The sequence below is a fragment of the Novosphingobium sp. NDB2Meth1 genome (assembly GCF_900117425.1).
In the GTDB taxonomy this organism is placed as follows: Bacteria; Pseudomonadota; Alphaproteobacteria; order Sphingomonadales; family Sphingomonadaceae; genus Novosphingobium.
In genome coordinates, this window is record NZ_FPEH01000022.1 from 16,197 (window position 1) to 41,587 (window position 25,391).

Consider the following 25,391-nt stretch of genomic DNA (forward strand, 5'->3'; position numbering starts at 1 on the left):
GCTTAATCCTCGTGGCTCGCTTCGCCCTTGCCGATCTCGGCCTTGAGCGTGAAACTTCCGGTGGTGGCGATCTGTTCGTTGCCGGTCAGGCCCGACCGGACGATCACCGTGTCGCCCGACGCATCGCCGAGCTGGACCGGGGTCGCCTTGAAGCCGGTGGGCGTGCGCACGAACACGACCGACTTGCCCTCGAAACTCTGGACCGCCGTCGTCGGCACGCGGACCGCCCCGCTCCCGCCGCTGCCCGTGAGCTGCACGGCTGCCGTCACAGGCTCGCCGACCCGCCATTCGCCACCGCGATTGTCGAGGGTGGCGAGCGCAGGCACGAGCCGCGTCTGCGGATCAAGCGCCGGCGACACGAAGGTCACGCGGGCGGTCGCCTGACGGCCTGCCGCCTTCACCAGCACCGTATTGCCGGGACGCACCCGGCCCGCATCCTCGGGCTTGAGATTAAGCGCGATCGACACCTGGCTCAGGTTGGCGATGCGATAGAGTTCGGCATCCGCCGCGACCGTTTGTCCCAGCGTCACGGGGCGCGCAATGATCTGGCCCGAGATCGGCGCGGCAATGCCGAGCCGGTTGAGCCCGCCGCCGCCGACACCCGCCGCCGAAACCATGCTCTGCGCCTGCGTCAGGGCGATCCGCGCCTCCGTCGCCGCTGTGCGGGCGGCGATCAGATCCTGTTCAGGGGAGACTCTCTGCGCGAACAGCCGCTGTTCGCGCGCGAGGTTCGAATTAGCGAGCTGAAGCCGCGCCCGCGCCGCCTCGACCTCGCCCTTGATCTGCGCCGCCTCGCGGCTTTCGATGACCGCAATGGTCTGGCCGCGTCCGACCGATTGGCCGAGGTTACGGGTGAGCGCGACCACGCGTCCCGCAATTGCGGCCGAGACGACCTGCGTTCCCTGTGGGTCGCCCTCGATGATCGCGGGCAGCTCGATCGTCCCGGCCCCGCCGATGATCGGCCGTCCGACCTGGACGCCCGCTGTGGCGATCTGGTCGGCACCCAATGTGACGACGCCTTCACCGGCATGACCGCCTTCAGCACCGCCCTTTTCCGTGCCCGCTGCCGTCTCATTGGCAGCTGCGCCTTCGGCAGTTGCCTCGTTTCCGCCATCCTTGCCGCCGCAGGCAGCCAAGAGCAGGGCGAGCGACGCCGCGCCCGCGAGATAAAAGCTCTTCATCACTGATTCCCCCCATTGGGCGCACGAGCGGTCAGTCGCTCCACTTGCGCGCGGGCATTCTGGTAATTGGCAAGCGCGTCGATCGCGGCGACCCGCGTTTCGGCGAGCGTGCGTTCAGCATCGAGCAATTCGAGCTGGCCGAACTTGCCCTCGCGATAGCCGATCCGCGCGATGCGGGCGGCCTCCTGTGCAGCCGCCAGCGCCGGCCCCGACGCCGCACGAGCCGTCGTTGCGGCATTGGCCGCCTGCGCCTGCGCGTCCGTGATCGCCTGTTCGATGTCGAGCGCGGTCACGCGGCGCTGCGCATCCGCCTGGGTCCGCTGCGCGGTCGCCTGCGCAATCGCGGCGCGACCATTGTTGAACACCGGGATCGGAATCGACACGGTGAACACTGCCGCCATGTCGTTTGTCGCTTCCAGGCGGCGGATCGCAGGACCGACATTGAGGTCAGGCACGCGATTGGCGCGCGCGAGCCGCACGCCGGCTTCTGCGATGGAGAAATCCGCGTTCGCAGCCGCCAACGCCAAGGTGCCGGTCGTATCGACCGGCGCCACCGGGCCGTAGACGTTTGTACCCGGAAGCCGATCGAGCAGCGTGTCATCGAGCGCGCCGTCGATCGGCCGACCGATCCGGCGCGCCAGATTGGCTCGCGCCGCTTCCGCCAAACGTACCTGCCGCTCGACATTGGCATCAGCATTGATCCGAGCGACGTCAGCACGCTGTTGTTCGAGCGGCGATGCCCGCCCCGCCTGCACGCGAACGCTCGCGGCGCGCAGCGCGTCGCTGGCAATCCGGGCCTGGTCGCGTGCCGTCGCCACCCGTCGATCGGCCGCGACCGCCTCGACATAGAGCTGTGTCACCTGAAGCCGGACGTCCGCCGCGATGATCGCGGCCTGAATCTCGGCCCGGGACAATTGCGCGTTGGCGACCGCGACGCGGGCGCCGCGCTTGCCGCCTAGCTCGATCGGGATCGCAAAGCCGACCGTGGATTCCGCGCTGCGGACCCCCCGATACGGCCCGGAACCGATGACGTTCTCAACCTGGCCTTGAACGACCGGGTTCGGCCGCAAGCCCGCAACGGTGCGACCCGCGCGCGCTGCCTCGACCGCAGCACTGGCTGCTTCCGTGGCGGGTGCGGATCCGCCAGCTGAACTGACTGCCTGTTCAAGCGTGTAAACTGGCGAATCTTGCGAAAAGGGTGCGATCGATCCGACCTGTGCATGGGCGATCGAAGCGCATGAGGCGGCGATTAAGAAAGTCACAAAAATCTTATGCATCGAGATGGCGCTCCTTCATAAAGACCGGCCTGCATGGGTGACCAATCGGCAAGTCGGACGATTGACCTTTGCCGGCGCGTCTTGTCTTTGGAGTGGGATACGCCCTGCGCAGAGGGAGAGACACGGAGTTAGCCGCAACAGTCCGGGTTGTGATTAGCCGGATAGTATCGGCAAGTGGGTGCTCGATTTCGCTACCGCTGATAAAGGGGGAGGCAGCCAGCGCTGGCGAGGCAGCGACCAGCATCGCCGCCCGGGTGGGGACGCACAAAAGCAATTGCATGGAAAACTCCTGAACACAGGTGCAAATGGCACACGGGCGCAATGGCCCGAGTGCACTGAGCGACTGGGTTCAGGCTGACGGCGGTTGAAGGGGAGGCGCTTGAGCGAACGAACTCAGAACGGCGGTACTCAAGGCTGAATGCGAGGTATCGCCGCCCAGTGGCAGACCAAAATCACTTGTCCCTTCGCTGGCAAGTCCGATGCTGCAATGATGATGAACCAGCCCATGACATGGGCCACCGTCATCGCTGGAACTATTCCGGTGCCCGTCCATGTTTGCATGATCAGCGTGAGCGTCCAGCATCATGACGCTGTCGTACCCGCTCGCACTATGCGCTGCAGCCGGCGATTCAACGCCGCCAAAGGCAAGGCCGATAGCCAGCCATAACAGGAGGAACATAGCCCGCACGCTAATGACCTACTCGTACCGACCGTAAAAAGCAACCGTGAACGCCTAAGGTCATTTGCCTATCCCGTCTTGCAAAAGCTCAAGAAGATCAGGTGGAATTGGCATTGGCTGAAAGGCGCTCACAGTCGACCGCCCGGTATTTCCGATCGGCAACTTTCCCGTCAGCGCGCCGATCGGTGCAAGAAGCAGTCGGAAGATCTGGCCAAGTGCTTCGCTCCAATCGCGCTGCCGGATGGCGAGACTGAACATTGCGCCGTGAATGGCGAGATGGAGGCCCCAAAAGGGCTGCGCAATAATGTGCACCCGTTCAAGATGGCGCCAGGCAAGGCCATGATTTCCTAAAGCTTCAGCTGACCGATATGCCGCCATTTCGGCCGCAATTACCCGCCGCGCGCTTAGGCTTCTAGCCAGCTCCCGCCAGCGTCCCTGCCGGTGCCAATAAAAGATCTGCGCGAATGCCCAGATAAGCGGGGTCAACAAGCCGGCGGACACCTCAACCTCGTCGGTGTAATGTGTCCCCCCGCTCCGATCCGGAGCAACCGTAATCCAATGGTCCCACCTTGTGATCAGGTGACTATAGCCGTCATCGCGCAGACGCTTCGGCCATTCGGTGCCGGCAGCTTCGTGCTGGGACGTCACGATCCACTGTGTCCCGAACGGAATAATGCCAAGGAGGCGGAGCTTGACCTCATAGCGCTCGCCAGGCCGAAACCTGTCGAACGCCGCGTCATCGACCGGGATGAAGCGCACCAGCGGCCAGGCGATATGCTGCAGCAGGCGCGCCGTCTGCACCTCGGCCCAGACTGTTTCCGGCTTGAGCGCGATATGTGTCGAACGGGAAACCTTCATGCCGCAACGCTCCGCAATTCACGCCGTGCCTGCTGGACAATCTGAATGCCGCCGCTGATCCCGAGCAGTGCCAAAATCGCTGCAACAATAAGGTCGGGCCAGGCTGTTCCGGTGCCGAACACGCCAAGTGCGGCCGCCATAACGGCGATATTGCCGATCGCGTCATTGCGCGAGCATATCCAGACCGAGCGCATGTTCGCGTCTCCAGTGCGAAAACGGTAGAGCATGATGGCGACACCGGTGTTGGCCGCCAGCGCGAGCGCGCCGATGATTCCCATCAGTTCAGGCTCGGGTGCAGCTCCGCCGAGCGCCGCCAGAACGGCTGTGATCACGACCCAACCACCCAGACCGATGAGGGCGAGCCCCTTGGCCAGCGCCGCCCGCGCGCGCCATGCCAGCGCCATCCCGGCGACCAGCAGGCTGATCGCATAATTGGTGGCATCCCCCAGAAAATCGAGTGCGTCCGCCTGCAACGCGCGGCTGTCTGCAGCGGCCCCTGCCGCCATTTCCACCGCGAACATACCGGCGTTCACGCCGAGCGCGATCCACAAGGCCCTGTGCCAGCGCGGGTCGTTCAGAGTTGCCGTCGTTCCGCACGCGGCCTTGCAGCAATCATCAGCCATCTTTTTGCCTTCTCGACAATCTGCGAGTCGGCATTCTATGTACACCCTGTAGCAACTACAGGGTCAAGCCCGAAGGAGTGGCAGTGAAAATTGGCGAACTCGCGAGCGCCGCGGCGACGAAAGTCGAGACGGTGCGCTATTATGAAAAGATCGGGCTGTTGCCGCCACCCGCCCGGACAAGTGCCAATTACCGTGCCTATGGCAATGATCATCTGGCGCGCCTGTCGTTCATCCGCCGCGCCCGCGATCTCGGTTTCACGCTCGAAGCCGTGCGCGAACTGCTCACGCTGTCGGATGACAAGGCCCAATCCTGCGATGCCGTTGACGGCATAGCGCGCGTCCACCTCACCGAAATCGACCGCAAGATCGCCGATCTGAGCGCACTGCGCGGCGAGCTTGATCGGATCATCGGATCCTGCCGTCACGGGACCGTGGCCGAATGCAAGATCATCGAGACCTTGGCCCCGCGCACTGTGCCCACGAAGTGATGGACGATTGCTCCACCGGCGACGCTGCTTAGACCTCACGTTCATGTGTGCGGCAGGCGGCGTTGACGATACTGCGACACGCAGCGATGGTCTGAACATGCTCGCTACCTCCACGGATCAATTCATGACCATGCCAACCCTACAAACCGCACTTATCTATGCCTTGGCCGCACTGGCAGAAATCGCCGGTTGCTTCTCGTTTTGGGCGTGGCTGCGGCTTAGCAAATCTCCCTGGTGGGTACCTCCGGGCATAGTGTCGCTCGCCATCTTCGCATGGCTGCTGACGCTGGTCGATACGCCCGCCGCAGGCCGCGCGTTTGCAGCCTATGGCGGCGTTTACATCGCAGCGTCTCTCATCTGGCTTTGGAGTGTCGAAGGCGCGGGACCCGACCGGTGGGATATCATTGGCGCTTCAATTTGCCTCGTCGGAGCAGGTGTGATCCTGATCGGGCCGGGACGATCAGCCTGATGGCGGCCAACCGCAAGACCTTCGGTCGCCGGACAGTCTACTGAAGCCCATAAAAAGGCAGGCGCCCGGTCAGTGAACCGACGCCTGCCCTCATGCACTGATCAATCCCTTACGGGCAGCAGTCCATGGCCGCATCACAGCATGCGAGCACGAGGTCGCAGCAGGACACGGCTAAGGCAGTGACCTGATCCGGCGCGGCGGCAAATGCGGCCGAACTGGAACCAAGGAGCACCACTGCAGTGAGAATGTACTTCTTCATAATATTAACTCCGTTGATGTGAAGTGAATGGATCAGCGGAGCATTCGCGGAGGCGGCGGTTCCGGCCCTCCGACAGGCAGAGGAGGAAACTTGGCGAGAAGCGGCAAATAAGTGAGCGAGCCTAGGTCGCGTGCCTCAAGAGACGAAACGTGGCTTGCTGGGAGCGTCTGGCAAAAGGCGATGCAATAGCTCTGACACTGTTGGCTCATGTCATCCTTGCAATCGCCGCAGTCGCCGTGGTCGCCGTTCATCGCGGTCATCGGCGCGCAACCGTTCGCTGCATAGGTCGCCTCTATGGGTAGCAGCGCGGCAAGAAATGCCGCGAGATAGAGAAAGAGGCGCTGTGTCGCCGTTTGGTCCATACTGCTGTGTTCGACGTGATCAAAGACATAGTTACACAGCCTCGCGCAAAGCTTAACGCAGCTTCGAGCAACGCAAGCTTCTTAGCGATATCAAAATGCTTTTCGCCCTTTGTGAGCCCAGCAAGTCTCAGACTAGCACCCCGAAATGCAAAAAATCAGAGGGCTTCAGTCATGCGGATTTACGGCCCCCCAGCTAGCCAAGGATGTTAGGTTGACGCCTGAGCGATCGACAGCTTCCTCGATCATTCACCTACAAACTAGATGAGCAAAATTTGGGCACAAAGCTGAAGTTAGGGGCTGTGGACGCGAATGGCACCAACCCAGCAAATTAAGCTCCTCTCGTTAAACTCTGTGCTGGCCGAAGCCAGATAACTGACTGCATCCTACAAGTAAGCGTACCCTACAGCACCACTCCGCTGCGTTTATTGCAGTGATGAACTCCGGTGCCGATGCAGTTCCAACGGCCGATCACAGTTTCGGTCCACGTTCGTTCGACCATGATATGCGATGTGGTCGCAGCTTTCGGTCCGCTCGATCAAGCTGAGTGGCAGATTTCGACAAAAGCGGTCACTTTGATGTGTGGCGAGGAACGACCGGGTCTTGGGCGGCAGATGCTGTTGCGGTGCTTACCTCTCCAAATCCATACGACGCTTGCGCCAGCGGAGCCTTCTCGATAACCTTAGTTGGCGGTTCCCAAGCCATGCCGAAAGGTGTGGTTATGAAAATCTACCTCAGCGCAGCGCTTGTCGCGCTAAATTCTCAAGCCGTCGCCCAAGAGGTCAAGCTTGAGGACTTCTCGAGCAGCACGCCCTCTGAATTCGCGCTCTTGGTGCCCGGAGTGGTTTTCAAAAGTCCCAACGCGCAGCTGCAAGCCAAGCAGCCCGTTCCCGAGACTGAAGCGACAGCGTTTGCGGAGGAGCAGGAGATCACCCCTGTCAGCCCCGCGCCCCCGTTGTTCTATATCCCGTCCTGGATGAGACGCGGAAGCTCCACTGTCATTCCCGTGCCGGTGAATGCATCGAGCCTCGCGCCAGATCCCGATTGTCTCTCTGGAGGGTACTTCCCGCGCTATGACCTGTCCGAGGTGGCCCAATCGCGGCGCCGTCTCTATTTTCGGCACGTCGCTGCCGCCGCCTGCGAAGCCGGCGTCCCTGTGCGGCTGTTCGACGCGCTCGTTGCTCATGAAAGCCGCTACCAGCCCTTTGCGCGTAGTCCTGCCGGGGCGATGGGCATGGCACAGCTGATGCCGGGGACCGCAAACTATCTTGGCGTTTCAGATCCTTGGGATCCTGTCGAAAACCTCCGCGGCGGAGCGCGTTACCTGCGTGAGCAGCTCGATCGCTATGGCTCGTGGCATCTTGCTTTGGCTGCGTACAATGCCGGTCCGGGCAACGTCAACAAGCATGGCGGAGTTCCGCCCTTTGCTGAAACGCGCAGCTATGTCCGCACCATACTTGCATCGCTCAGCGGAAGCTCTGCCCCGCCAGTCTCGCTTGCCCGGCGAGGCGCGGACAACCTCTTCAGGTCGGTCAGGCTTCTTGCGTTCGCTGGAGGGTCAGATGTCCCAGAAAACTGAAAAACCAATCCTGGAGGCATAGTAGAGGCTGATCGCCAAGATCACAGGTGTGCCGGTGAGATAGTTGGCTTGCCAGCGCAGCCAAAGCTTCGGGAGCAACAATGCCTTGTCGAGCGTGCTTGTGCAGGCGGGAGCCCATCGGCCAGTTCGCCATTCATTCAGGGTCACGATTGTCGAAAGTGCGGCGCAGATCAGCGCCATGATGCCGACCGCAATATAGAGCGATGTCCAGGCAATGAGCGCTTCTTGCTTCACCGGCAGACTGGTCCCTGATCCTCGAGCCGATTGCTCCGCAAAGCGAGCTTGGCGGCGAACATGTTCCAAGCTGTGTGACCATATCACCAATGGATCTGCGACGCTTCTGCTAAGCGTGGGCGCTTGGCTGATGCTGCAGTTCGCTTGCTCAGCCGAATGGGCGGTCAAACAGCGCAGGGTCGTGCCGCCGTGCTTCCAGCGCTGTATGGTGCCTGGCTATAGCGCTCGAGGTGCGCTGCGCGATGCCGTGGCAAAGGGCTTCGCGGATCGGCTCAAAAGTCCCATCGCACGCGGCTATCTCTTCGCTGAGCTGGAGCGCCAGGGCAATGGCAAGTTGGGCAGAGGTTTCGCAGCAGGGGTCTTCATAGGACTCTGGGCTGACAAAGCAGTGGACGGCGATCGCTGCTCTGACGGGATCGATGCCAAGCCGTTCGTTGATCCGATTAAACTCGGCTGTCGACACACTGCCATCAGCGATGCGCTCGAACAGACCGCTGCGGTGGCTGCTCTTGATGATCCCCTCATCGACAAGCTTACGGAGACTGACGCCCTGCCGGTTCATCTGGTACTTGATCAAATCGGCGTACTCAGCTTGCAGCCTATGACAGCTCTTGCGCTCGTTTGGGTTCGCCCCCCGACCCATCCTTGCCTCCGTCAATTCTCCCTATGCAACTGCATGATGTGAATTCTAAAACGCGGCTTTGGCAAGAGAAATTTGGCGCAGACTGATGGCGAGGGCGCAGAAGATCACCGTCTCACGCACACCGCACTGGTCTCCCGTGACTTCTCCGAGGCGGGCCTTGAGGGTGTCAAATTCGGCATTCAGAGCGCCGCTTAATCTGAGATAGATCCTTACCCGCCCATCGCAGGGCCGGTGCCGGTTGAATGCGGCGAGCAACTCCTGATTGGAAAGATCTGGAGCGCGGATCACATCTGTGATCACATCTCTAAGGCGCTGAAACTTCGACCGTTCTATTGTCAGCCATTTGATGGCGTCCGCAATGATCACAAAAGCATCCCGGCTCACCAGCAGTTCGTGGACGACCTCTTTTCCGCTGGCCATTGCGTTTCCTCCCGCCATTGTTCGCTACTGATCGGGGCCCCTTGGCGTCGGTTCCCTATCGCCTCGCCTAGCGGCTGCAACGATTCGGACCGGTGGTATGAAAAACAGACCCACGTGGTCATGGATTCATGACCAGGGTGGCGTGCTGGTGATACCACGTGGTCCTGAATCCATGACCACGTGGTCCTAAAAATCGAGCCACCCGGTATCAAAAATCGGACCACCTGGCATCAAAAACAGTGATTCGCGGACTTCTCCGACTTCGCTCTACACAACAGTGATTGAGAAAACCTTTCGGCTGCGGCCCCTTTGGTGACGACGCACCGCGTCATTTGGTCAACCAGAAGGGGAAGACAATGAAGGTCCATGATCTCAAGCAGGCAGGGGGGACGTTCGCCGTCACCCTTGCTGTCGCCGCCGCCATGAGCGTCTTCGGTATCGAAGCTGCCATGGCCGGCACGGACGCCACGTTCAATACGGCGCTCACGCGGTTCACCGGCTTCCTTCAGGGGTCGGGCGGACGGATCATCACGGTGCTTTCGCTCGCCGGCGGCATCGTTGCCATGGCCAGCGGGCGTTTCTCGCTCGGCCAGGTCGCGATCCCCGTCGGCGTCGGCGTGGGCGCTGGCACCGGCGTGCCGATCGTCACTTCCACGGTCACAGCGACGATCTGAGCGAGAGCAAAGGTCATCGCGAACGGGGGCGCTGCTCCATCACCGGCATGGGAATGGCAGCAAACCTTTCTGGCGGAGACGATCTTTGGACAAGTATTCTATTCCAAAGCATCTCGACGATCCCGAACTGATCGGGTTCTGGTCGCTTGATGAATTCCTCGTGCTGGTGATCCCGTTCATCTGGGGAATTCTGGCGCAGCATGTTGTCATAGGCCTGCTTCTGGCCGTTGCTGCATGGCTTGGGTACCGCAAACTCAAAGCTGGGCGCTCGATGTATTGGATCCTGCATTTTGCCTATTGGCATTTGCCGGGTGAATTCTTCGGTCTGAAGGTCGCTCCGCCTTCCCACTTGCGTGTGATGGCGGGCTGACATGGAACTTTCATTCGCACACGAGGCGTCGCAGCGGACCCTCAAGCAGCGCAACATTCTGGCTCTGGCCTGCATCATTCTCTGCGCCCTGGTGCTGGTGATGTTCGTCGCGGCAACGACGCGGGACCGGGAGGTTGTCCTTCAGCCGATCCTTCCCAGCGAAATGGTGCTGAGCTCAGCGGCGGTCAGCCCCGAATATCTCGAGGCGGTGACCCGCGACACGGCACAGCTCGCGCTCAATCGGTCACCTGAGAACCTGCAGTACTGGCTCGACGGGCTCATTGCGATTGCCGCGCCCAAGGCGCGCGGTCCGCTCAAGGCCAACCTTCTCAAGATTATCGATGAGCAACAGGACTCGCAGGTCACCCAGTTCATCACGATCGACTGGATCCGCACGGACCCCGAGAACCTGACCAGTCAGGTCGGCGGCGTGCTGCACACGATCGTCGGATCGCGCGACGTCCGCCGAGAGCACAAGATCTTCGAATTCCATTGGCAGCACACCGGCGTCTCGCTCCGCCTCAAGGGCTTTGGCGTGGTCGTCAAGAAGGAGCAGGAACAATGAACCCGATTGTGCCTTCGTTGCTGATTGCGACCGGCAGCGTCCTCGCTTCCCGCATTGACTGCCAGCTCCTTCGCTTGTGCGGGGTCGTACTGGTCGGCGGCGCGCTCGCTCTGACCGCCGTTCCGGCTCTCGCCGACGAGCATATTCTGGCAGCCGACAATGGCGAGGTGCGCTGCCAGGCGTCGAAGTCGGACCTTACCCGGATTTCGCTGAAGGATGACCAGTTTGTCTCGGTCTCGCGTGTCCAGGCGGGTGTTCCGCAGGAAGACTTCTCAATCGTGCACGAGCCGACCCGCGGCGACATCTATCTTTCCGTTCCGGACGGCTATTCCAAGCGCAATATTTCGTTCTTCGGGACGACGCGCCGTGGCTTCGTCTACAAGTTCGACTGCGAGGTATCGGGCGAAGCGGCGCTGCAGGTCTTCGTCGCCAACGCCGATCTCGAAAACCCTCAGGGTGCGCCTCAGTCGCTCGAGGCCTCTGCAACGCTCGATGATCGTGCGGTCTCGCTCGTCCGGGCCATGTTCGAGCAGCGCCGCGTTGCGGGTTTCGAGATCAGCGATGCTGCCCGTGCCCCGGTCAATGTCGGCGATCTGAAGGTCCAGCTGGTCAGCGAATATCGCAGCCCGACCATGACCGGGAAGGTCCTGCGCATCGAGAACAATGGCTCTGAGCCGATGACGCTCAAGGAAGAGATCATCGCCGGAGACGGCGCCATCGCGGTCAGCATTTCCAATCCCAACCTCGCCAGCGGCCAGGCCACCGCCGCTTACGTCGTCGTACCGTCAGGAGGGTAAGTCAGATGGATTTCCTCAAGCGCAAACCCAAGGACCTCGATGCCAGCGAGGCTGAGGAACATGACACCCTCGATGCGAGTGGTGCCATTGCAGAGAACTCACTGGTCCAGAAGCGGCAGAAGATGCTGATGTTCGGTCTTGCCGGCGTGATCGCGGTGGCTGGGGCCATGTATGTCCTCGATACCGAGGAGACCATCGAAGAGGCGACGGAGAAGGGGGCCAAGACAACTGTCTCGACCGATGCACTTCTGAACCGGCAGCGCGTCGATCAGGAATGGGTCGCGATGTACGAGGGCGAGATGAACTCGACCGACGTGCGTCTCAAGGGCCTTGAGGCGCAGGGCGCGCAGTTCGCCCAGATGCAATCCGAGATCGAGGCGCTGCGCGGCGAAAATGCGGCCATGGCGCGCGATGGCCAGCGTGTCCTTGAAGCCTACGAGCGCGAGAACGAGCAACTGCGCCAGCAAGTCCAGAGGGGCAACGCGCGGCCGACAGCGCCAGGACCTGTCGCGGCGGCCCGCGAGATGGGCGTGCCGGCGTCACCAGAGGCCGGAGCGGCAGAAGCCCCGCCCGTTCGCCGCAGTAGCGACGTCCAGATGGTCTCGTTCACGTCAGCAAGCGGGACGGCATCGCGTATCGACCCGACAAAGTCGCCCGCCGTCTATACGGACTCGCCCAACTATCTGCCCCCGAATTCGATTGCCAAGGCAACGGTGGTGGTCGGCGTCGATGCCACGACGAATACGCGCAGCCAGAGCGATCCGCTCCCCGTCCTGCTCCGGATTACCGGGCCCGCGCGCTCGGTCTACGGGGATGGGAAGCTCCTCGCGACCCGGGTGCAGGGGTGCATGGTCAACGGCGCAGCCTACGGGGACCTCTCCTCGGAGAAGGTCTATGTGAAGCTCCAGCGCATGACTTGCGCGCAGCCGGGCGGCCGCTTTGCGGTATCGGAGGTCAAGGGGTTCATCGCGTTCGGCGGCAAAGTGGGCGTGCGCGGCCGCGTGGTTAGCCGCGAGGGCTCACTGACCACCCAGGCTTTTCTGGCAGGTCTCGTGAGCGGCGTCGGCAACGCGCTCAGTGAAGGGTTCAATCAGCCGATCATCGCGGGCGAGGGCCGACGGACCCCCGGCGCTGGCGAGATCGGGCTGCGTGCCCTGGGCGGCGGCGGACAGCAGGCCGGCACCACGGTCTCTGAATATCTCATCGAGCGCGCCGAGCAATATCAGCCGGTTGTCGAGATGCCCACCGGGGCCGCAGTCGAGGTCGTCTTCCTCGACGGCACCTTCATCAGAAACTGAGGGGACCACCATGGAGCGTAAATGGAAGACATGGCAGATCGCGGCAGCCGGAGGACTGGCAGCCAGTGGCCTGGCCGCGATCGCGGCCGTTGCTCATGCCTCGGCGGCGAGTGACCCCGCTTCGATCCAGGCAGCGCTGACCAAGCGCCTGCCCAAGACCGAGATCACAGCGATCGACTGCAAGTCCATCGACGGCGTCTGCGAGATCCAGGCCCGCCAGAACCTGTTCTACATTGACCATAGCGCGCGCTACCTGATTATCGGGCGCGTCTACGACATGGAGACCAAACAGGACCTCACGGCTGCCCGTCTCCTCCAGATGAACCCGGACATGCTTGTCGGCGGTGCCGGCGCAAGTGATGAGCCCGAGGCCAAGCCGCAGGCAGGCGCTACTGGTTCGCCGTCTGCAGCAGCCGATGCCCGGATTGATCCGGCAGCTCTTGCGACCTTGCCGAAGAACGGCAGCATCGTGATGGGCCGTGGAACCAGGACCATAACGGTCTTCAGCGACTTTCGCTGCGGCTACTGCAAGCGGCTTCACGAGACGCTGGGGACCCTCAATGTCAAGGTGATCGAGCGCCCGATCTCGGTGCTCGGCACAAGGCCAATCTCGGAGGCCGTGATCTGCGCACCCGACCGGCGCCGGGCAGTAACCCAGGCGTACGAGGGCGGGGCGGTCACATCTGCAGGATCGTGTGACACCAGCGGGCTCGATGCCAACGAGGCCTTCGCAAGGCAGCACGGCTTCAGCGGGACGCCGGTCATCGTCCGCGAAGATGGCGCGGTTCTCCATGGCTACCGCCCGCGCGACTTCCTGCTCAGCTGGATCGAAGGAAAAGCATCATGATGCACAAGAATCTGCGTCCGCAAGCTGCCATGGTCGCTGCGGTCCTCGGGAGCCTTCTGTCGGGTTGCTCGACGCTTGGCACCAACGTCAGCGCGAACTTCCGCTGCAATGCGCCCGACGGCATCTGCGCCCCATCGTCCGTGATCGACGATACTGCGCTTGCCCGGATCGAAGAGACGAGTTCTGCCGACCTTCTCAATCCCGCCGGCCCCTACCGGATGGATGACGGGATCGATGCGCCTGTCCACGACACGCATCTGGCAAGTGCGGCGCCTGTGGCGCGCAGCGCCCCGCGCTATCAACTCTCTGTGGTCTTCCCCGGTTTCACCGATGCCAGCGGCACGACGCATGCGCGCCGGGTCGTGAGCACCGAAGCACTGCTTCCCGGACGCGGGGACGCGATGGAACAGATTGCCCAGCGGGGTCCGAAGGTTGCGCGCAGTCGCGGTCTTCTCGCCGCAGCAGAAAGCGCTCCGCCTTTGCTCGCGGCGTTGCCGGAGGGGAGCGACGCAAAGCCCGATCCTCGCAAGGGCGCGGCCGGGACTGAGGTCGCCACGGCCGACGCGAAGAATCCGATCGCCGAGATTCAGGCGGAGGTTGCGCAGCGGCTTTCTGCCAAGGGATCCCGCGCCCGGCCCAAGCCCGCCGCTTTCAGCGGCGTCGTGGAGTAAGGCGCGATGTTGGGCTCGCTCGTCGATCTCGTTGTGGGAGACAGCCGCAAGCCGGAGCGCAGCGCCCGCGCGCCTGATGTGCCGATGCTGTCGCATTTTCTCGGCTATCGCTCCTTCGACGAGGAGAAGCGCATCTTCCACCAGGTCCGTTCGAAGGGCTTCATTCTCGAGCTTGCACCGCTCGTGGGCGCGAATGACCGGGTCAGTGAGATCATCGGCACGATCTTCTCCGATATTCTTCAGCCCGGAACGCGGTTCAGCGTGACCAACTTCTCAAGTCCCAGGGTAGCCGAGATGCTGCAGGCCTGGGCGCTGCCCCGCTTCACGGCTTCGGGCGTCTTCCGGACATTGGCACGCCACCGCCTCGACAAACTGCTTGGCGGTGCCTGGTCAACGCTCGCGAGCGATGGACCATTTTTCGTGCGCAATTTTCGTGTCGTGATGTCGGTGGGCATTGGGCAAGCGTCCAGTCTCACCAATGATGACCTCGTCACGATGCGCGACGGGATCATTTCGGCGCTGGAATCGATCAACGTTCCGGTCCGGCAGTTCGCGCCGATCGATCTCATCCGCTTGTTCGACGAGATCCTCGCGCCATCAAACGGTGCCGGAGACGAGGTCCCTGACTACAACCGGTTCGATCCGATCAACGAGCAATGTGTCCGGCGCGACCTGGTGACGCATGTCGAGAAGGACCGCCTTGTCCTCCATGCTCAATCGCTGCGGCCGACGGGGGCGGTCGCATCAGGTGTCCCCGAACTGAAGGACTTTGTGCCCGAGCGGTTCGACGTCCGTACCATGGCCGTGCGAGGATTCCCTGATCGCTGGGCACCCTGGGATACCCAGAAGATCATCGGCGACATCTTCAATCCCAAGCTCAGTCTTCCCTGCCCGGTGCTTCAGACGGTCTGCGGGATCATCCCGGGCCCGGAATCCTCGGAGGCAAGGGCAGGGTACAAGTTCGCGCGAACGACATCGCTGGCCGATGGCAAGGGCGTCAAGCTCGTCCCCAAGCTGCGCACCGAGGCCGCCGAATGGCAGTTCGTGGCCGACAGGGTCAAGCAGGGCGAGAAGCTGGTCTCCTGCTACTATGCCGTCTCGATCATCGCGCCCAAGGGCCGGGGCGAGCCCTGCGAGCGCACGCTGAAAGCGCTCTACAAGGCCACGGGATGGGACCTGATCGACGAGACCCATATCCAGTTGCCCGCCTTTATGGCGCACTTCCCGCTGCTGCTTGCCGACGGGCTCGACCATGATCTGAAGCGCATGAAGCGCCTGCGGACGATGCGCTCGGCCAATGTTGCAGCGATCGCGCCGATCCAGGGAGAGTATGTCGGGGGGAATATTCCGCATCTGCTGTTCATTGGCAGGCGCGGTCAACCGCAGTTCTGGTCGCCGTTCCAGAATACTGCCGGCAATCACAATGTTGCGATTGCAGGCAAGTCCGGTTCGGGCAAATCGGTTCTCCTCCAGGATCTGACAGCGAGCTTTGCAGGGGTTGGAGCCAAGACCATCGTGATCGACGATGGCCGCAGCTTCGAGCATATGGCCAAGGCTCTTGGCGGCACGTTCACCGAGTTCAAGCTGTCCTCGGGCATCTCGATCAACCCGTTCCGGATGATCGATGAGCATCTTGCGCGCGAGGACGATGACTATCTGGTCGACTGCCTCGCGATGCTCAAATCGATCATCGCCCAGATGGCGCGCAATGAGACCCGGCTGAACGACACCGAACGGGGGCTTATCGACCAGGCGGTCAACCTCGTCTGGCAAGAGCATGGCCGTGACGGGACTGTCGACCATGTGATCGCGGCGCTCGGGGAGGCCCGGCACCCTTGTGCCTATGATCTTGCAACCTCGCTCCTGCCGTTCGCGGCCAAGGGCACTTTCGGCCGCTTCTTTCTGGGCGATGCCAACCTTGACCTGTCCGCTGATCTGACGGTTTTCGAGCTCTCTGATCTTGCGACCCGCGAGGAGCTGCGCGGCGTTGTTCTCACGTCGATCATGTTCATCGCCTCGCAGGTCATGCGCCGGATGGACCGCGCGACGCCGAAGCCTTTGATCATCGATGAGGCCTGGCAGATGCTCAAGGGCGGTGCGATGGCCGACTTCGTCGAGACCTATTCGCGCACGTGCCGAAAGTACGGCGGGGCGCTGATCACGGCCACCCAGTCGATTCACGATTACTACAAGTCGGAAGGCTCGCGGGCCGCGCTCGAAAACTCTGACTGGTTCCTGATCCTCCAGCAAAAGGGCGAGACCATCTCGGACTTCCGCAACTCGGATCGCTTCGAGATGGACAACCTTACCGAGGCGCTGCTGCGCTCGCTGAAGCGCAATGGCACCGATTATTCGGATATCTTCATCCGCGGGCCCGATACCGAAAGCATCGGACGGCTCGTCCTCGACCGCTATTCAGCAGCACTCTACTCATCGAGCCCCGACGTCTTCGCGCGGATTGAGGCAAACATCGAGCGCGGGATGGCGATGCACGACGCGATCGAGGCCGTCGCATTTCCTGAGGGACACCAGCAAGCGGAGGCGGCGGAATGATCGCGTTGCCTCGTACTGGGCAGAGGGCGGATCTTGTCCAGCGCGGCCAGGACACGCTGCTTGTCGCCCTGCGCCTCGCAGGGTGGGGCGCGACGACCTTGCTCGCGGCGCTCGGCACGGGGCTGCTCGTGTTCGTTGCGCTGGGCAGTTTCACCTTTGCAGGGCTGATGCTGCAGCTCGGCAACCTCGCATCGCGGTTCGCAGCAGCTGGCCCTGCCAGACAGAGTGAATTCGAGGCCCTCGTGCTGGCCATCTTCGCGACTGTCGTGGCGCTCACCGCCTTTTTCCGCCGCGCGAGCCTTCGCGCTGCCCTTACCGTGCCTCTTGTTACTGGGGGAGAGGATCAATGAGAGATCTGTTTGATGAGCTGCCACCGGCCCACGAGGCTGTCTCGACAGCGGCGCGAAAACCGACCGGAACGCTCATGCGACGCCGTTTTGCCGGCATGTCGACGCGGGAACTGGTTTTGCTTGTAGCCGGCATCGCCATGTTCATCTGGGGCGCCTGGGTGACACGGAACATCGCAGCTTCGCCGGACTCGAGGCAGGAGTTCGTCCAGCTGCAGCTTCAGGGGATCATCGGCGAATATCTGCAGGCGCAGTCCCGTTCTAGCGCGGACGAAACGACGGCTGCACGCGAGACGGCTGTCTTCATGGCGGCGCTCGATGAAACTGTCGCCAGCCTCTCCAAGAGCGGCAAAGTCGTGCTGGTTCACGAGGCCATCGTTGGCGGCAATGTGCCGGACGTGACGCAAAGCGTGAAGGCTGCCGTTTATGCCAAGGTCCCGCGGCCGACGCCCGCTCAAGCGATGCAGGGCATGGGATCGGGCGTGAGACCAAAGGGCTCCGCTGCAAATGCGGCCCGCGTCGAATCCGAGATGCAGGCCTTCATGGCCGCGAATGGCGGAGGGCAGGGTGGTGGAGCGCGCTGATTCCAAGGGCCTTTCGCTCGTACAGAAGCTCGCGGTCATCGCCGTGCTGAGCTCCCTCGCGATGGGCTTCAGTGCGCTGGCCCGGTGGAGCGGAACGCACGCCCTCATGGTCAATGCTTCGGACTCGCTTCCAAACTGGGCCTTCCTGGTGGAGAGCGGCCGCTTCCCGAAGCGCGGCGACTACGTGATCTTTCATCCGGGCCATGACCGGGTGACGACCAAGTACTTTGGTACCAACCCGCCTCCTTTTGCGAAGATCGCGGTCGGTTTGCCGGGAGACGTCGTGACGCGGCGGGGCGCAGACGTTCTGGTCAATGGTCAGCTGGTTGCATCGCTGAAGCCTGTGACCAAGCGCGGCGACGCGCTCGAGGCAGGCCCTCTGGGCATAGTGCCAAAGGGCTGCATCTTTGCAGCGACCTCGCACAAGGACGGGTTCGACAGCCGCTACGCGCATATCGGCTTTGTCTGCCGCGACCGTCTGGTTGGCACCGGAAGGGCAATCCTGTGAGGGGCGGGCCTGTGAAGCGCGGAATCCTTCTTGCGGTGCTGACGCCGTTCGCGATCGGTGCAGGCGTGCCCGTTCCGCCCACGCGCGTGGGCGTCGATCATGGACAAATGGGTCAGACCTGGCCCGTTATCGAGCCTGACCTCCTGGCGGTCATCAAGGCCCGTCTCGATACGGCGCAGGCGAGCGGCAAGATTGATGCGCTGAACCGCCAGTTTGCCGAGAAGGTCACGCAGCGGGTCATGCAGCCGGTGGCTGTTGCCGGGATGAGCCCTGCGGGTGAGACCCGCAGCTGGGAGTTTGATCCTGCCATCGTGGTCGAGAACGACATTCGCGACGATCGCGGCAATCTCATTGCTGTCGCAGGTCAGCGCGTCAATCCGCTGAGCTATACGGGTCTTTCGAAGAAGCTCGTCTTCATCAATGGCAACGATCCAGCAGAGCTCGCCTGGGCCATGCAGCGGGGAGGCGATGAAGCGGCCAAGATCATCTTCGTCGACGGCTCGCCGTTCACCCAGATGCAAACGCATCGCCGACGCTTCTACTTCGACCAAGATGGGCGCCTGATAACGCATTTCGGTATCCGCCACACGCCGGCCGTGGTCGAGCGCAAGGGTGATCTGCTGCAGGTCACCGAGCATGTCATCCGCCGCAAGGGGCAGCCGACATGACCGGGTGGCGCGATCTTTTGCCGGTCCCGCTCGCTGCCCCCGAAACGCCGATGCTGCGAGGCGCCCGCATCCGAGTGATCATGGGCTGCGCAGTGCTCTCCGCAACAGTTCTCTTCTTTGGCGAGCTGCGCACGTTGTCACGCCCTCTGGCGTTTCCCTGGCTGGGCGCCACCGTCACCTTTGTCATCGTTCAGGGTTGGCTCTGGCTGAAGGCCAAAAATGCGGCCGACGATGCGTGGCTCATGCAGGGCAGGGAGGACCAGGATGCTGGGTAGGCTTCTGGCTCCCATCGTGGCTCTGCTGGTAGCAGCGCTGGCAACGCCGGCAGCGGCTCAAGGTCTTCCGGCCGGGCCTGGCCGCTGCTCGGGCAGCTTCGTCAATCCTGTCACCGATGTGTGTTGGGGTTGCATGTTCCCGCTCTCGCTCGGCTCGCTCAAAATCTGGCCGTCCTCCCGGGCCGACACCAAGAATCCGGACCTCCCGATCTGTGCGTGCGGCACTCCTGTTCCGCGCATTGGCCTCGCGATGGGTTTCTGGGAGCCGGTGCGGCTCGTCGACGTCACGACAAAGCCCTGGTGTTTCCCCAATCTCGGCGGGATCAAACTCAATCCCGGTTTCTCGATCGGCAATGGCTATGCCTCCGATTCCTCACAGGTTGGCGGTCAGGCGCAGAACAGCGCCAAGTACCACGTCCATTACTACATCTACCCGCTGCTCTACTGGCTAGAGGTCGTCACGGACTTCCTGTGCCTCGAGGCGAGCTCCTTCGATGTTGCCTATCTGAGTGAGATTGATCCCCTTTGGCAGGATGATGAGCTGACCACTCTGCTCAATCCCGAGGCGGCCCTGTTTACTTCGCCGTTGGCGCAAGCCGCCTGCTCGGCCGATTGCATTTCGGCGAGCGCAAAGCTGCCGATGGATGAGCTGTTCTGGTGCTCGGGCTGTCAGGGTCCGATGTACCCGATGAACGGCAACATCGGCGCGAACGTTGGCATGAAGCAATCTGCCCGGCTCGCGGCCGAGCGGATGATCTACAAGATGCACCGGCAGGGCCTGGCCTGGGGCACCAGCGGTCCGAAGGCGCTGTGCTCCAAGTATCTCATGCCGATCCTCAAGAAGAGCCAGTACCGCCTGCAGCAGGTGAACCCAACCGCAATGGTGAGCGGACGCGAGGCCTGTTCGCCCATCGGCGCCACAACGCTCTTGCCCAAGGCGGGTCAGGTCTACCCTGTGAAGGGTGAAGACGTGGGCTTCCTTGTCTGGCGCAAGCGCAACTGCTGCGTCCTTTAGCCGGGAGAGGGATAGTGAACCGCACGCTCGCTTTCTGTCTTACAGGTGTCGGTCTTGCAGGCTTTGCGGTGGCGGTCTTCGCCCAGACCGTTGAAGGTATCGATATTCAGGCTATCGAGGCGCGCGGGCACGCGGCGCAGGCCGATGCGCAAGAACTGTTCGATTTCGCGACCGCAAGGAGCGAGGCGCATCGCAGTGAGGCGCAAGGTGTCGTTGATGCAGCCAAGGCTTCCGTGCAGGATCTCGATGTATCGGACATGGGAGGAGTCAAAGGCGCCATTGATTTCGACGCGATCGTAACCGGCGCAAAGGCCGGCAATGTTCAGCCCAAGGGCGCGCCGCTTTTCATTGCCTTTGCCAGCCTGTCGATGCCGGAGGACGCGCTCGCCCGGCTTATTGCGGACACGACCAAGGCTGGGGGCGTCGTGGTTTTCCGTGGCTTTTCCTCCGGCAATCCCCAAGCCTTCATCACGGGTATCCGCAAGGTTGTGGACCAGGCCGGGGCCACCAACGTGGCGATCGACCCGCGGCTGTTTCGCTCGCTCCGTGTTGATCGGGTGCCGACCTTCGTGGCTCTCTCGACGGATTTTGAGCCTTGCGACCAACTCGACTGCGTAACCGCGCCGCCACCCAACGACCGGATCGCGGGCAATGTGAGCGTGGCCTATGTGCTCGAAACTTTTGCTGACGCCAACGGCCCGGGCGCACCAGTGTCTCGGGTCGCGCTCGCGAACATGAGGACTGCGCGGTGAACCCGGTGCGGCTGTCATTTGCCTGTCTTGCGTTGCTCGCGTCCGGGCACCTTGCTCATGCCCAGATGACATCTGGCGATGCGCGCGCCGATGGCGAGGCCATGGCCCGTAGCCTGCGCGATGGCACGAACTCGACTATTCTGAGCGCTGGCAGTGAAGCAAGTGTGCCCGGTTTTGGCGGGACGGACATTCCAGCACGGCGCTATGTCGATGACCCCAAGGGGTTGACGACGGCCGGCGAAGCACAGCGCTACCAGGAGCAATACCGGACGGTCATTGATCCGCGCCGCAAGGTCGTCGATCCTGCGACGATCGATTTGTCGTCTGCCTCGGCAATTGAGGGCGATCCCGATCGTTACCTCGGGGCGGGAGCTGGGATCGGAGGGGAAGCCAACACCTGTTCGCCGCTTCCCCCGGGCGGCGATGGCGCAACGACCTATCTTGAAAGCTGCAACAGCGGGTCGCAGCCCTTTGACGCACCACGGACATGCAATGCCGCGCTTAGCGTTCAGACCGAAGGGCGGCGCTCCTGGGAATATGCTTGTGAAACCGACGAGTTTGCCGAGCGAACCGACATGTGCCCGATGCTTGCCAATGCGCAGGGTTCGGGTTCCTGCACCCTCGAGAGGAGCGTGCGCATCGGTCAGCGGTGCCTGCAGTGGGTAGCAAAAGATAACGGCCGCAAATGGTGTTCGGAGCCTGGAGAGCCGATCTACCGCCAGGTCTGGCAATGCCCTTCAAGGCTCAGCGGCGTGCCGGGCGGAGTCGAGCGAAACACTGCTCGGATCGTCGGCGAAACGATAGACGAAGCTGCTTGCCGGAGTGCCACCAATGGCGCCACCTGCACCCTAGCTAGCGAGGTCTGCACGGCCCCTGACGAGACGCGGGTGATCAATGGTCTTTCGGTTACGCGAAGCTGTTGGGAGTGGCAGCGCACCTATCAGTGCCAGGGTGTGGCACCGGCCAATGACTGCGCCGCGTTGGAAGCACGCTCTGATTGCAAGTTCAGTCATGATGAATGCCTGAGCTTCGAGCCCGATGGCGTGACCTGCAATGTCCACGACCGCTGGTACCAGTGCACCCTTCCCCAAACGGGCACCTCCGCTTCAGCCGCCTATGTCTGCGCGGGCGACCTCTACTGCATCGACGGCGAATGCACGCAGGTGACGCGCGAGGCGTCCACCGAGTTCAAGGACGCGATGGTCGCCATGAACGTGATGGGGAACCTGCGCGATGGCTTCGATCCCGACCAGTTGAAGATCTTCAGCGGCGAGCATCTGCGTTGCACCCGGAAGATTTTTGGCCTCTCGAACTGCTGTAGCGGGAAGGGCGTTCCGCTCCTGACACCGTTCCTGTGCGACCGCGAGGACCGCGAGGTCGACAAGCGCGATGATGCTGGCCTCTGCCACTTTGTCGGCACCTATTGTTCAGCGCGCGTCCTCGGAGTCTGCGTAACCCGCAAGCAGTCCTACTGCTGCTACGGAAGCAAGCTGGTCCGCATCCTCAACCAGCAGGGGAAGGCCCAGCTCGGCATGCAGTGGGGAACCCCGAAGCAACCTGACTGCGACGGCTTCCTGATCGCACAATTCCAGCAGCTCGATCTCAGCCGCATGGACTTCCGAGAGGTCTACGCCGAGTTCGTCGACGCGGCAAAGCTGCCCAGTGAGATCGAGATGTCGATCCAGATTCAGCAGAAAATCGAGAGCTACTATACTCGTCATGGAGGGACCGGATCATGACCGGTGCCACGGTCCTGCCATTCGGGAGAGAACGACCTTTCCCATCTGCTGAGGTTCTCGATCTGGCGGTTGCGGTTGCGATCGGTCGCGATCTCGCGCGGACCGAGGCCGATCTTCTTGCGCGGATCGAAGACTGGTTCCTGCATCCGGCGACACGCAGCGAGGTCGCGAGTTCGGTTGCGCGCCTTCTCGACAAGGATTGGGCGCGCCGTTCGGGCACAGATGACTGCGGCCTGTGCCTGACGGAAGCCGGCGTCGCGGCCACGACCACTCTTTCGGGGGGAATGATCCGCATGATCGACCGCGGCCGTGGTCTCTTCAAAACCGCCTTCCTCCTCCAGATGCTCGACCTCGGGAAAGGACAATGCCCATGAATAAGCCTGTTTTCCTTGCCCTGAGCGCATTCGGCGTGGCGCTCGGTGCTCCTTTGGTGGCGCAGAGCGCATCCCCCGCCCCGCGCGATGCGTTCTATTGCGATGAGCGCAAGCTTGGCACCTGGTTCTACTGCAATTCGGAAGAGGCCAAACGCAAGGCGCGGGAGCGAAGCCAACAGCAGCCGGCCCAGAGCCCGCCTGCGGTTGACCGCATGGCGGCAATTACCCGCCAGCTCGACGAGCTCAAGGCGCGCGCGATCCTCGAGCCGACCTCGGAGAACATCGTCAACTACATACGCTTCCAGCGCGAGCAGCTTGATCGTGCGTCGACCTTCGCCGACGTCTGGAGCCGTGCAATCTGGCAAAACCCCGAGCTCGATTACACGCTTGAGCGTCCAGTCTCGACCCTCGCCAAGCAGACCTGGCTAACCGATCGCCGCCAGCAGCGCGAGGGATCGATGGCAGCGCTCACTCAGCGTTACGGCGTGTTCTACTTCTACTCCTCGTCATGCTCGGCCTGCCGGACATTCTCGCCGGTCATGCGGGCCCTGTCCGATAGTTACGGCCTCGAGGTACTGGCGGTGTCGATGGATGGTGGCCCCAACGAGGCGTTTCCCAACTTCGTGGTCGACAGCGGCCAGTACCAGCGCATGGGGCTGCAAGGCGGGACCGTTCCTGCCCTTGTCCTGTTCGACACCCAGACGAAGCAGCCCATTCCGATCGGCTACGGCGTGATGGCGGCCGACGAGGTCATGCAGCGCATCTTCTACCTCACCAAGATCGAACCAGGGAGCGACTATTGATGGCACGCACCTCCACGCCAAATTCGGCGACCCGGCTGCTCGCTCCTGTCCTGAGGCGAGCGGGGATTGCCTTGTCAGCGCTGGCAGTTGCCAGCATGGGTGCTGGCCCTGTTCATGCGAATGTGGGGTCTGAGCTCAACAGCTTCTTCAATGACATGGGCGCGGCTGCGAACGCCACCGGGCCGGTTGCCTATCAGGGCCAGTCTGCGGGCTACTATTCAGGCGGCAACATCTGGACCCGTTTCCCGCAAAGGAGCGTCAACCCGGTCAATCTCCAGCTGCCCTCGGTCAAAGCCGGCTGCGGGGGTATCGATGTCTTCTCGGGTTCCTTCTCGTTCATCAATTCGGACGAGATCGTGGCGATGCTCAAGGCGACGGCCAACAATGCGCTCGGCTTTGCCTTCCAGCTCGCGATCAAGTCGATCAGTCCGCAGATCTCGGCAACGATTGAGGAAATGGCGCAGAAGGCGCAGCAGATGAACCAGTTCAACATGAACAGCTGCGAGACCGCACAGAACCTCGTCGGCGGCCTGTGGGGCAAGTCCGATCGCATGTCGTCGGAGATCTGCAAGTCGATCGGGAACAGCCAGGGCCTGTTCTCCGACTGGGCCAAGGGGCGGCATGAATGCGGGACGGGTGGGCAGCGCGAGGCGACCCTGAAGGCGAACAAGGATCCCGCCATTCCCGCGGCCAGCTACAATTTCACGTGGGAGATGCTGAAGCAGAGCTACCCCAGTTTCTCGGTGAACTTCCGCGAATACCTGATGACCTTCGTCGGCACGGTGATCTTCTATCAGGACGGCGATGCCAGCGGCAAACGCGGTTACCAGTTCGTCGGGCAGGGAGACCGGGCTTTGCTGACCGCGCTGCTCGATGGCGGGGGCTCGGTCACGATGCTGAAGTGCGACACGAGCGACAAGTGCCTCAATCCCACCACGCAGAGCATGTCTGTTTCTGCCTCGCAGGCCCTGAAGCCGCGTGTGAGGGCGATGATCGAGAGCATGAACGGCAAGGTGCGCAGCAATGCTGCTCTCACGCCTGATGAGATTGGTCTTCTGGGAGCCACGACCATCCCCCTCTACAAGATCATCTCGGTCAACGCGGCCGCAACGCTTGGCGGCATGACAGCCAATGACATGAACGATCTTGCCGAGATCGTCGCGATGGACCTCCTCGATGCGCTGGCACAGCAGTATTACGGCTATGCCTCGCGCGGCGTCGGCTCCTTCCAGAATGCCAATGAGGAAGCACTGTCACAGTGGCGCGCGCAGATCGTCTCGGTCCGACAGGTGCTCGACACATATTCCCAAGGGATGAACCTCCGCCTCGAACGGACCCAGCATGTCGTTCAGCGGGCTGTTTTCCTCGAGGGCACGTTGCGTAACAACCTTTCGCCCCAGATGTCGGCTGCGCTGCGATTCAGCACATCCCTCTCAAATCAGGGCCTGCAATAGGCCCGGC

General features: G+C 62.3%; 31 protein-coding genes. 23 read left to right on the forward strand and 8 right to left on the reverse strand.

Annotated features, from left to right (window positions below):
* Window positions 1–2: 2 nt before the first annotated feature.
* Window positions 3–1,181, reverse strand: coding sequence for an efflux RND transporter periplasmic adaptor subunit (locus tag NDB2M1_RS16080; RefSeq protein ID WP_004212877.1), 1,179 nt, complete (start codon window positions 1,179–1,181; stop codon window positions 3–5).
* Window positions 1,181–2,458: a TolC family protein gene (locus NDB2M1_RS16085; protein ID WP_072383897.1), complete on the reverse strand. Its 1,278-nt coding sequence runs from the start codon at window positions 2,456–2,458 to the stop codon at window positions 1,181–1,183. The genes NDB2M1_RS16080 and NDB2M1_RS16085 overlap by 1 nt, the downstream gene beginning before the upstream one ends.
* A gap of 418 nt (window positions 2,459–2,876) precedes the next feature.
* Between NDB2M1_RS16085 and NDB2M1_RS16090 the strand changes: the two genes are divergently transcribed.
* Complete coding sequence (locus tag NDB2M1_RS16090; RefSeq protein WP_143146799.1) at window positions 2,877–3,125, forward strand: hypothetical protein; 249 nt, start codon at window positions 2,877–2,879, stop codon at window positions 3,123–3,125.
* Between the two features lie 72 nt (window positions 3,126–3,197).
* Here NDB2M1_RS16090 and NDB2M1_RS21800 read toward each other — a convergent pair whose 3' ends face one another.
* Both NDB2M1_RS21800 and NDB2M1_RS16100 read right to left on the reverse strand, forming a co-directional pair.
* Window positions 3,198–3,995, reverse strand: a complete 798-nt coding sequence (locus tag NDB2M1_RS21800; RefSeq protein ID WP_083554913.1) for a DUF3703 domain-containing protein — start codon at window positions 3,993–3,995, stop codon at window positions 3,198–3,200.
* Window positions 3,992–4,618 (reverse strand): cation efflux transmembrane domain-containing protein, encoded by a 627-nt coding sequence (locus NDB2M1_RS16100; RefSeq protein WP_072383899.1) that lies wholly within the window; start codon window positions 4,616–4,618, stop codon window positions 3,992–3,994. Before NDB2M1_RS16100 ends, NDB2M1_RS21800 begins: the two co-directional genes overlap by 4 nt.
* Window positions 4,619–4,695: 77 nt before the next feature.
* Here NDB2M1_RS16100 and NDB2M1_RS16105 point away from each other — a divergent pair, with 77 nt between their 5' ends.
* Both NDB2M1_RS16105 and NDB2M1_RS16110 read left to right on the forward strand, forming a co-directional pair.
* Window positions 4,696–5,106: a MerR family transcriptional regulator gene (locus NDB2M1_RS16105; protein WP_216234035.1), complete on the forward strand. Its 411-nt coding sequence runs from the start codon at window positions 4,696–4,698 to the stop codon at window positions 5,104–5,106.
* A gap of 97 nt (window positions 5,107–5,203) precedes the next feature.
* A complete protein-coding gene (locus tag NDB2M1_RS16110; RefSeq protein WP_371328213.1) occupies window positions 5,204–5,575 on the forward strand; it encodes a YnfA family protein in 372 nt (123 codons plus the stop codon).
* Between the two features lie 109 nt (window positions 5,576–5,684).
* On the opposite strand, the gene NDB2M1_RS22695 is transcribed toward NDB2M1_RS16110, so the two are convergent.
* Window positions 5,685–5,834: a hypothetical protein gene (locus NDB2M1_RS22695; RefSeq protein WP_171955424.1), complete on the reverse strand. Its 150-nt coding sequence runs from the start codon at window positions 5,832–5,834 to the stop codon at window positions 5,685–5,687.
* Window positions 5,835–6,914: 1,080 nt separating this feature from the next.
* Between NDB2M1_RS22695 and NDB2M1_RS16120 the strand changes: the two genes are divergently transcribed.
* Entirely contained in the window at window positions 6,915–7,772 is an 858-nt protein-coding gene (locus NDB2M1_RS16120) for a lytic transglycosylase domain-containing protein (protein ID WP_072383902.1), read from the forward strand.
* Here the strand turns inward: NDB2M1_RS16120 and NDB2M1_RS16125 are convergent.
* The 3 genes from NDB2M1_RS16125 to NDB2M1_RS16135 form a co-directional block, all read right to left on the reverse strand.
* Window positions 7,752–8,027, reverse strand: coding sequence for a hypothetical protein (locus NDB2M1_RS16125; protein ID WP_072383903.1), 276 nt, complete (start codon window positions 8,025–8,027; stop codon window positions 7,752–7,754). The two genes, NDB2M1_RS16120 and NDB2M1_RS16125, sit on opposite strands and share 21 nt — an antisense overlap.
* A 148-nt stretch (window positions 8,028–8,175) precedes the next feature.
* Window positions 8,176–8,604 carry a hypothetical protein gene (locus NDB2M1_RS16130; RefSeq protein ID WP_143146800.1) on the reverse strand — a complete coding sequence of 143 codons (429 nt, stop codon included), beginning with the start codon at window positions 8,602–8,604 and terminating at the stop codon, window positions 8,176–8,178.
* Window positions 8,605–8,715: 111 nt separating this feature from the next.
* Window positions 8,716–9,090 carry a hypothetical protein gene (locus NDB2M1_RS16135; protein ID WP_022678018.1) on the reverse strand — a complete coding sequence of 125 codons (375 nt, stop codon included), beginning with the start codon at window positions 9,088–9,090 and terminating at the stop codon, window positions 8,716–8,718.
* Window positions 9,091–9,512: 422 nt separating this feature from the next.
* Here NDB2M1_RS16135 and NDB2M1_RS16140 point away from each other — a divergent pair, with 422 nt between their 5' ends.
* The 19 genes from NDB2M1_RS16140 (at window position 9,513) to NDB2M1_RS16230 (ending at window position 25,384) form a co-directional block, all read left to right on the forward strand.
* A complete protein-coding gene (locus NDB2M1_RS16140; RefSeq protein ID WP_231729329.1) occupies window positions 9,513–9,764 on the forward strand; it encodes a hypothetical protein in 252 nt (83 codons plus the stop codon).
* A gap of 85 nt (window positions 9,765–9,849) precedes the next feature.
* Entirely contained in the window at window positions 9,850–10,134 is a 285-nt protein-coding gene (gene traL, locus NDB2M1_RS16145; RefSeq protein WP_072383905.1) for a type IV conjugative transfer system protein TraL, read from the forward strand.
* Window position 10,135: 1 nt separating this feature from the next.
* Window positions 10,136–10,699 (forward strand): type IV conjugative transfer system protein TraE, encoded by a 564-nt coding sequence (locus NDB2M1_RS16150; RefSeq protein ID WP_072383906.1) that lies wholly within the window; start codon window positions 10,136–10,138, stop codon window positions 10,697–10,699.
* Window positions 10,696–11,496: a type-F conjugative transfer system secretin TraK gene (locus NDB2M1_RS16155; protein ID WP_039330811.1), complete on the forward strand. Its 801-nt coding sequence runs from the start codon at window positions 10,696–10,698 to the stop codon at window positions 11,494–11,496. The genes NDB2M1_RS16150 and NDB2M1_RS16155 overlap by 4 nt, the downstream gene beginning before the upstream one ends.
* A 5-nt stretch (window positions 11,497–11,501) precedes the next feature.
* Window positions 11,502–12,794 (forward strand): TraB/VirB10 family protein, encoded by a 1,293-nt coding sequence (locus NDB2M1_RS16160; RefSeq protein ID WP_072383907.1) that lies wholly within the window; start codon window positions 11,502–11,504, stop codon window positions 12,792–12,794.
* Window positions 12,795–12,804: 10 nt separating this feature from the next.
* Window positions 12,805–13,641 carry a DsbC family protein gene (locus NDB2M1_RS16165; protein ID WP_066214299.1) on the forward strand — a complete coding sequence of 279 codons (837 nt, stop codon included), beginning with the start codon at window positions 12,805–12,807 and terminating at the stop codon, window positions 13,639–13,641.
* The gene (locus NDB2M1_RS16170) at window positions 13,638–14,312 is read left to right on the forward strand and encodes a hypothetical protein (RefSeq protein WP_143146801.1); all 675 of its coding nucleotides are present in this window, start codon (window positions 13,638–13,640) and stop codon (window positions 14,310–14,312) included. Before NDB2M1_RS16165 ends, NDB2M1_RS16170 begins: the two co-directional genes overlap by 4 nt.
* A 6-nt stretch (window positions 14,313–14,318) precedes the next feature.
* Entirely contained in the window at window positions 14,319–16,865 is a 2,547-nt protein-coding gene (gene traC, locus NDB2M1_RS16175; protein ID WP_072383909.1) for a type IV secretion system protein TraC, read from the forward strand.
* Complete coding sequence (locus tag NDB2M1_RS16180) at window positions 16,862–17,215, forward strand: hypothetical protein (RefSeq protein ID WP_072383910.1); 354 nt, start codon at window positions 16,862–16,864, stop codon at window positions 17,213–17,215. Before traC ends, NDB2M1_RS16180 begins: the two co-directional genes overlap by 4 nt.
* Window positions 17,212–17,796 (forward strand): TrbI F-type domain-containing protein, encoded by a 585-nt coding sequence (locus NDB2M1_RS16185; protein ID WP_083554914.1) that lies wholly within the window; start codon window positions 17,212–17,214, stop codon window positions 17,794–17,796. Before NDB2M1_RS16180 ends, NDB2M1_RS16185 begins: the two co-directional genes overlap by 4 nt.
* Window positions 17,783–18,304, forward strand: coding sequence for a S26 family signal peptidase (locus NDB2M1_RS16190; protein ID WP_253185917.1), 522 nt, complete (start codon window positions 17,783–17,785; stop codon window positions 18,302–18,304). The genes NDB2M1_RS16185 and NDB2M1_RS16190 overlap by 14 nt, the downstream gene beginning before the upstream one ends.
* 11 nt (window positions 18,305–18,315) lie before the next feature.
* Window positions 18,316–18,972 carry a type-F conjugative transfer system protein TraW gene (traW, locus tag NDB2M1_RS16195; protein WP_072383913.1) on the forward strand — a complete coding sequence of 219 codons (657 nt, stop codon included), beginning with the start codon at window positions 18,316–18,318 and terminating at the stop codon, window positions 18,970–18,972.
* Window positions 18,969–19,247, forward strand: a complete 279-nt coding sequence (locus NDB2M1_RS16200) for a hypothetical protein (protein WP_039330803.1) — start codon at window positions 18,969–18,971, stop codon at window positions 19,245–19,247. Before traW ends, NDB2M1_RS16200 begins: the two co-directional genes overlap by 4 nt.
* On the forward strand, window positions 19,237–20,262 hold the full coding sequence (gene traU, locus NDB2M1_RS16205) for a conjugal transfer pilus assembly protein TraU (protein ID WP_072383914.1): 1,026 nt from the start codon (window positions 19,237–19,239) through the stop codon (window positions 20,260–20,262). Before NDB2M1_RS16200 ends, traU begins: the two co-directional genes overlap by 11 nt.
* A gap of 14 nt (window positions 20,263–20,276) precedes the next feature.
* The gene (trbC, locus tag NDB2M1_RS16210; protein WP_072383915.1) at window positions 20,277–21,014 is read left to right on the forward strand and encodes a type-F conjugative transfer system pilin assembly protein TrbC; all 738 of its coding nucleotides are present in this window, start codon (window positions 20,277–20,279) and stop codon (window positions 21,012–21,014) included.
* Window positions 21,011–22,753 (forward strand): conjugal transfer protein TraN, encoded by a 1,743-nt coding sequence (locus NDB2M1_RS16215; RefSeq protein ID WP_072383916.1) that lies wholly within the window; start codon window positions 21,011–21,013, stop codon window positions 22,751–22,753. The genes trbC and NDB2M1_RS16215 overlap by 4 nt, the downstream gene beginning before the upstream one ends.
* On the forward strand, window positions 22,750–23,127 hold the full coding sequence (locus NDB2M1_RS16220; RefSeq protein ID WP_039330795.1) for a hypothetical protein: 378 nt from the start codon (window positions 22,750–22,752) through the stop codon (window positions 23,125–23,127). The genes NDB2M1_RS16215 and NDB2M1_RS16220 overlap by 4 nt, the downstream gene beginning before the upstream one ends.
* Complete coding sequence (gene traF / locus NDB2M1_RS16225; protein ID WP_072383917.1) at window positions 23,124–23,930, forward strand: conjugal transfer protein TraF; 807 nt, start codon at window positions 23,124–23,126, stop codon at window positions 23,928–23,930. The genes NDB2M1_RS16220 and traF overlap by 4 nt, the downstream gene beginning before the upstream one ends.
* Window positions 23,931–24,052: 122 nt before the next feature.
* On the forward strand, window positions 24,053–25,384 hold the full coding sequence (locus NDB2M1_RS16230; protein ID WP_253185918.1) for a conjugal transfer protein TraH: 1,332 nt from the start codon (window positions 24,053–24,055) through the stop codon (window positions 25,382–25,384).
* The last annotated feature ends 7 nt before the right edge of the window (window positions 25,385–25,391 follow it).

What these genes read in the sequence shown, in the direction of transcription:
- NDB2M1_RS16100 (WP_072383899.1), bottom strand. Translation starts at nt 4,618, where the DNA reads ATGGCTGATGATTGCTGCAAGGCCGCGTGCGGAACGACGGCAACTCTG.
- NDB2M1_RS16085 (WP_072383897.1), bottom strand. Translation starts at nt 2,458, where the DNA reads ATGCATAAGATTTTTGTGACTTTCTTAATCGCCGCCTCATGCGCTTCG.
- NDB2M1_RS16185 (WP_083554914.1), top strand. Translation starts at nt 17,212, where the DNA reads ATGAGAGATCTGTTTGATGAGCTGCCACCGGCCCACGAGGCTGTCTCG.
- NDB2M1_RS16155 (WP_039330811.1), top strand. Translation starts at nt 10,696, where the DNA reads ATGAACCCGATTGTGCCTTCGTTGCTGATTGCGACCGGCAGCGTCCTC.
- NDB2M1_RS16160 (WP_072383907.1), top strand. Translation starts at nt 11,502, where the DNA reads ATGGATTTCCTCAAGCGCAAACCCAAGGACCTCGATGCCAGCGAGGCT.
- NDB2M1_RS16110 (WP_371328213.1), top strand. Translation starts at nt 5,204, where the DNA reads ATGCTCGCTACCTCCACGGATCAATTCATGACCATGCCAACCCTACAA.
- NDB2M1_RS16180 (WP_072383910.1), top strand. Translation starts at nt 16,862, where the DNA reads ATGATCGCGTTGCCTCGTACTGGGCAGAGGGCGGATCTTGTCCAGCGC.
- NDB2M1_RS16170 (WP_143146801.1), top strand. Translation starts at nt 13,638, where the DNA reads ATGATGCACAAGAATCTGCGTCCGCAAGCTGCCATGGTCGCTGCGGTC.
- traC (WP_072383909.1), top strand. Translation starts at nt 14,319, where the DNA reads ATGTTGGGCTCGCTCGTCGATCTCGTTGTGGGAGACAGCCGCAAGCCG.
- NDB2M1_RS16080 (WP_004212877.1), bottom strand. Translation starts at nt 1,181, where the DNA reads ATGAAGAGCTTTTATCTCGCGGGCGCGGCGTCGCTCGCCCTGCTCTTG.
- NDB2M1_RS21800 (WP_083554913.1), bottom strand. Translation starts at nt 3,995, where the DNA reads ATGAAGGTTTCCCGTTCGACACATATCGCGCTCAAGCCGGAAACAGTC.
- NDB2M1_RS16150 (WP_072383906.1), top strand. Translation starts at nt 10,136, where the DNA reads ATGGAACTTTCATTCGCACACGAGGCGTCGCAGCGGACCCTCAAGCAG.
- NDB2M1_RS16135 (WP_022678018.1), bottom strand. Translation starts at nt 9,090, where the DNA reads ATGGCCAGCGGAAAAGAGGTCGTCCACGAACTGCTGGTGAGCCGGGAT.
- NDB2M1_RS16120 (WP_072383902.1), top strand. Translation starts at nt 6,915, where the DNA reads ATGAAAATCTACCTCAGCGCAGCGCTTGTCGCGCTAAATTCTCAAGCC.
- traU (WP_072383914.1), top strand. Translation starts at nt 19,237, where the DNA reads ATGCTGGGTAGGCTTCTGGCTCCCATCGTGGCTCTGCTGGTAGCAGCG.
- NDB2M1_RS16165 (WP_066214299.1), top strand. Translation starts at nt 12,805, where the DNA reads ATGGAGCGTAAATGGAAGACATGGCAGATCGCGGCAGCCGGAGGACTG.
- NDB2M1_RS16220 (WP_039330795.1), top strand. Translation starts at nt 22,750, where the DNA reads ATGACCGGTGCCACGGTCCTGCCATTCGGGAGAGAACGACCTTTCCCA.
- NDB2M1_RS16200 (WP_039330803.1), top strand. Translation starts at nt 18,969, where the DNA reads ATGACCGGGTGGCGCGATCTTTTGCCGGTCCCGCTCGCTGCCCCCGAA.
- NDB2M1_RS22695 (WP_171955424.1), bottom strand. Translation starts at nt 5,834, where the DNA reads ATGAAGAAGTACATTCTCACTGCAGTGGTGCTCCTTGGTTCCAGTTCG.
- traF (WP_072383917.1), top strand. Translation starts at nt 23,124, where the DNA reads ATGAATAAGCCTGTTTTCCTTGCCCTGAGCGCATTCGGCGTGGCGCTC.
- NDB2M1_RS16090 (WP_143146799.1), top strand. Translation starts at nt 2,877, where the DNA reads ATGCGAGGTATCGCCGCCCAGTGGCAGACCAAAATCACTTGTCCCTTC.
- NDB2M1_RS16140 (WP_231729329.1), top strand. Translation starts at nt 9,513, where the DNA reads ATGAGCGTCTTCGGTATCGAAGCTGCCATGGCCGGCACGGACGCCACG.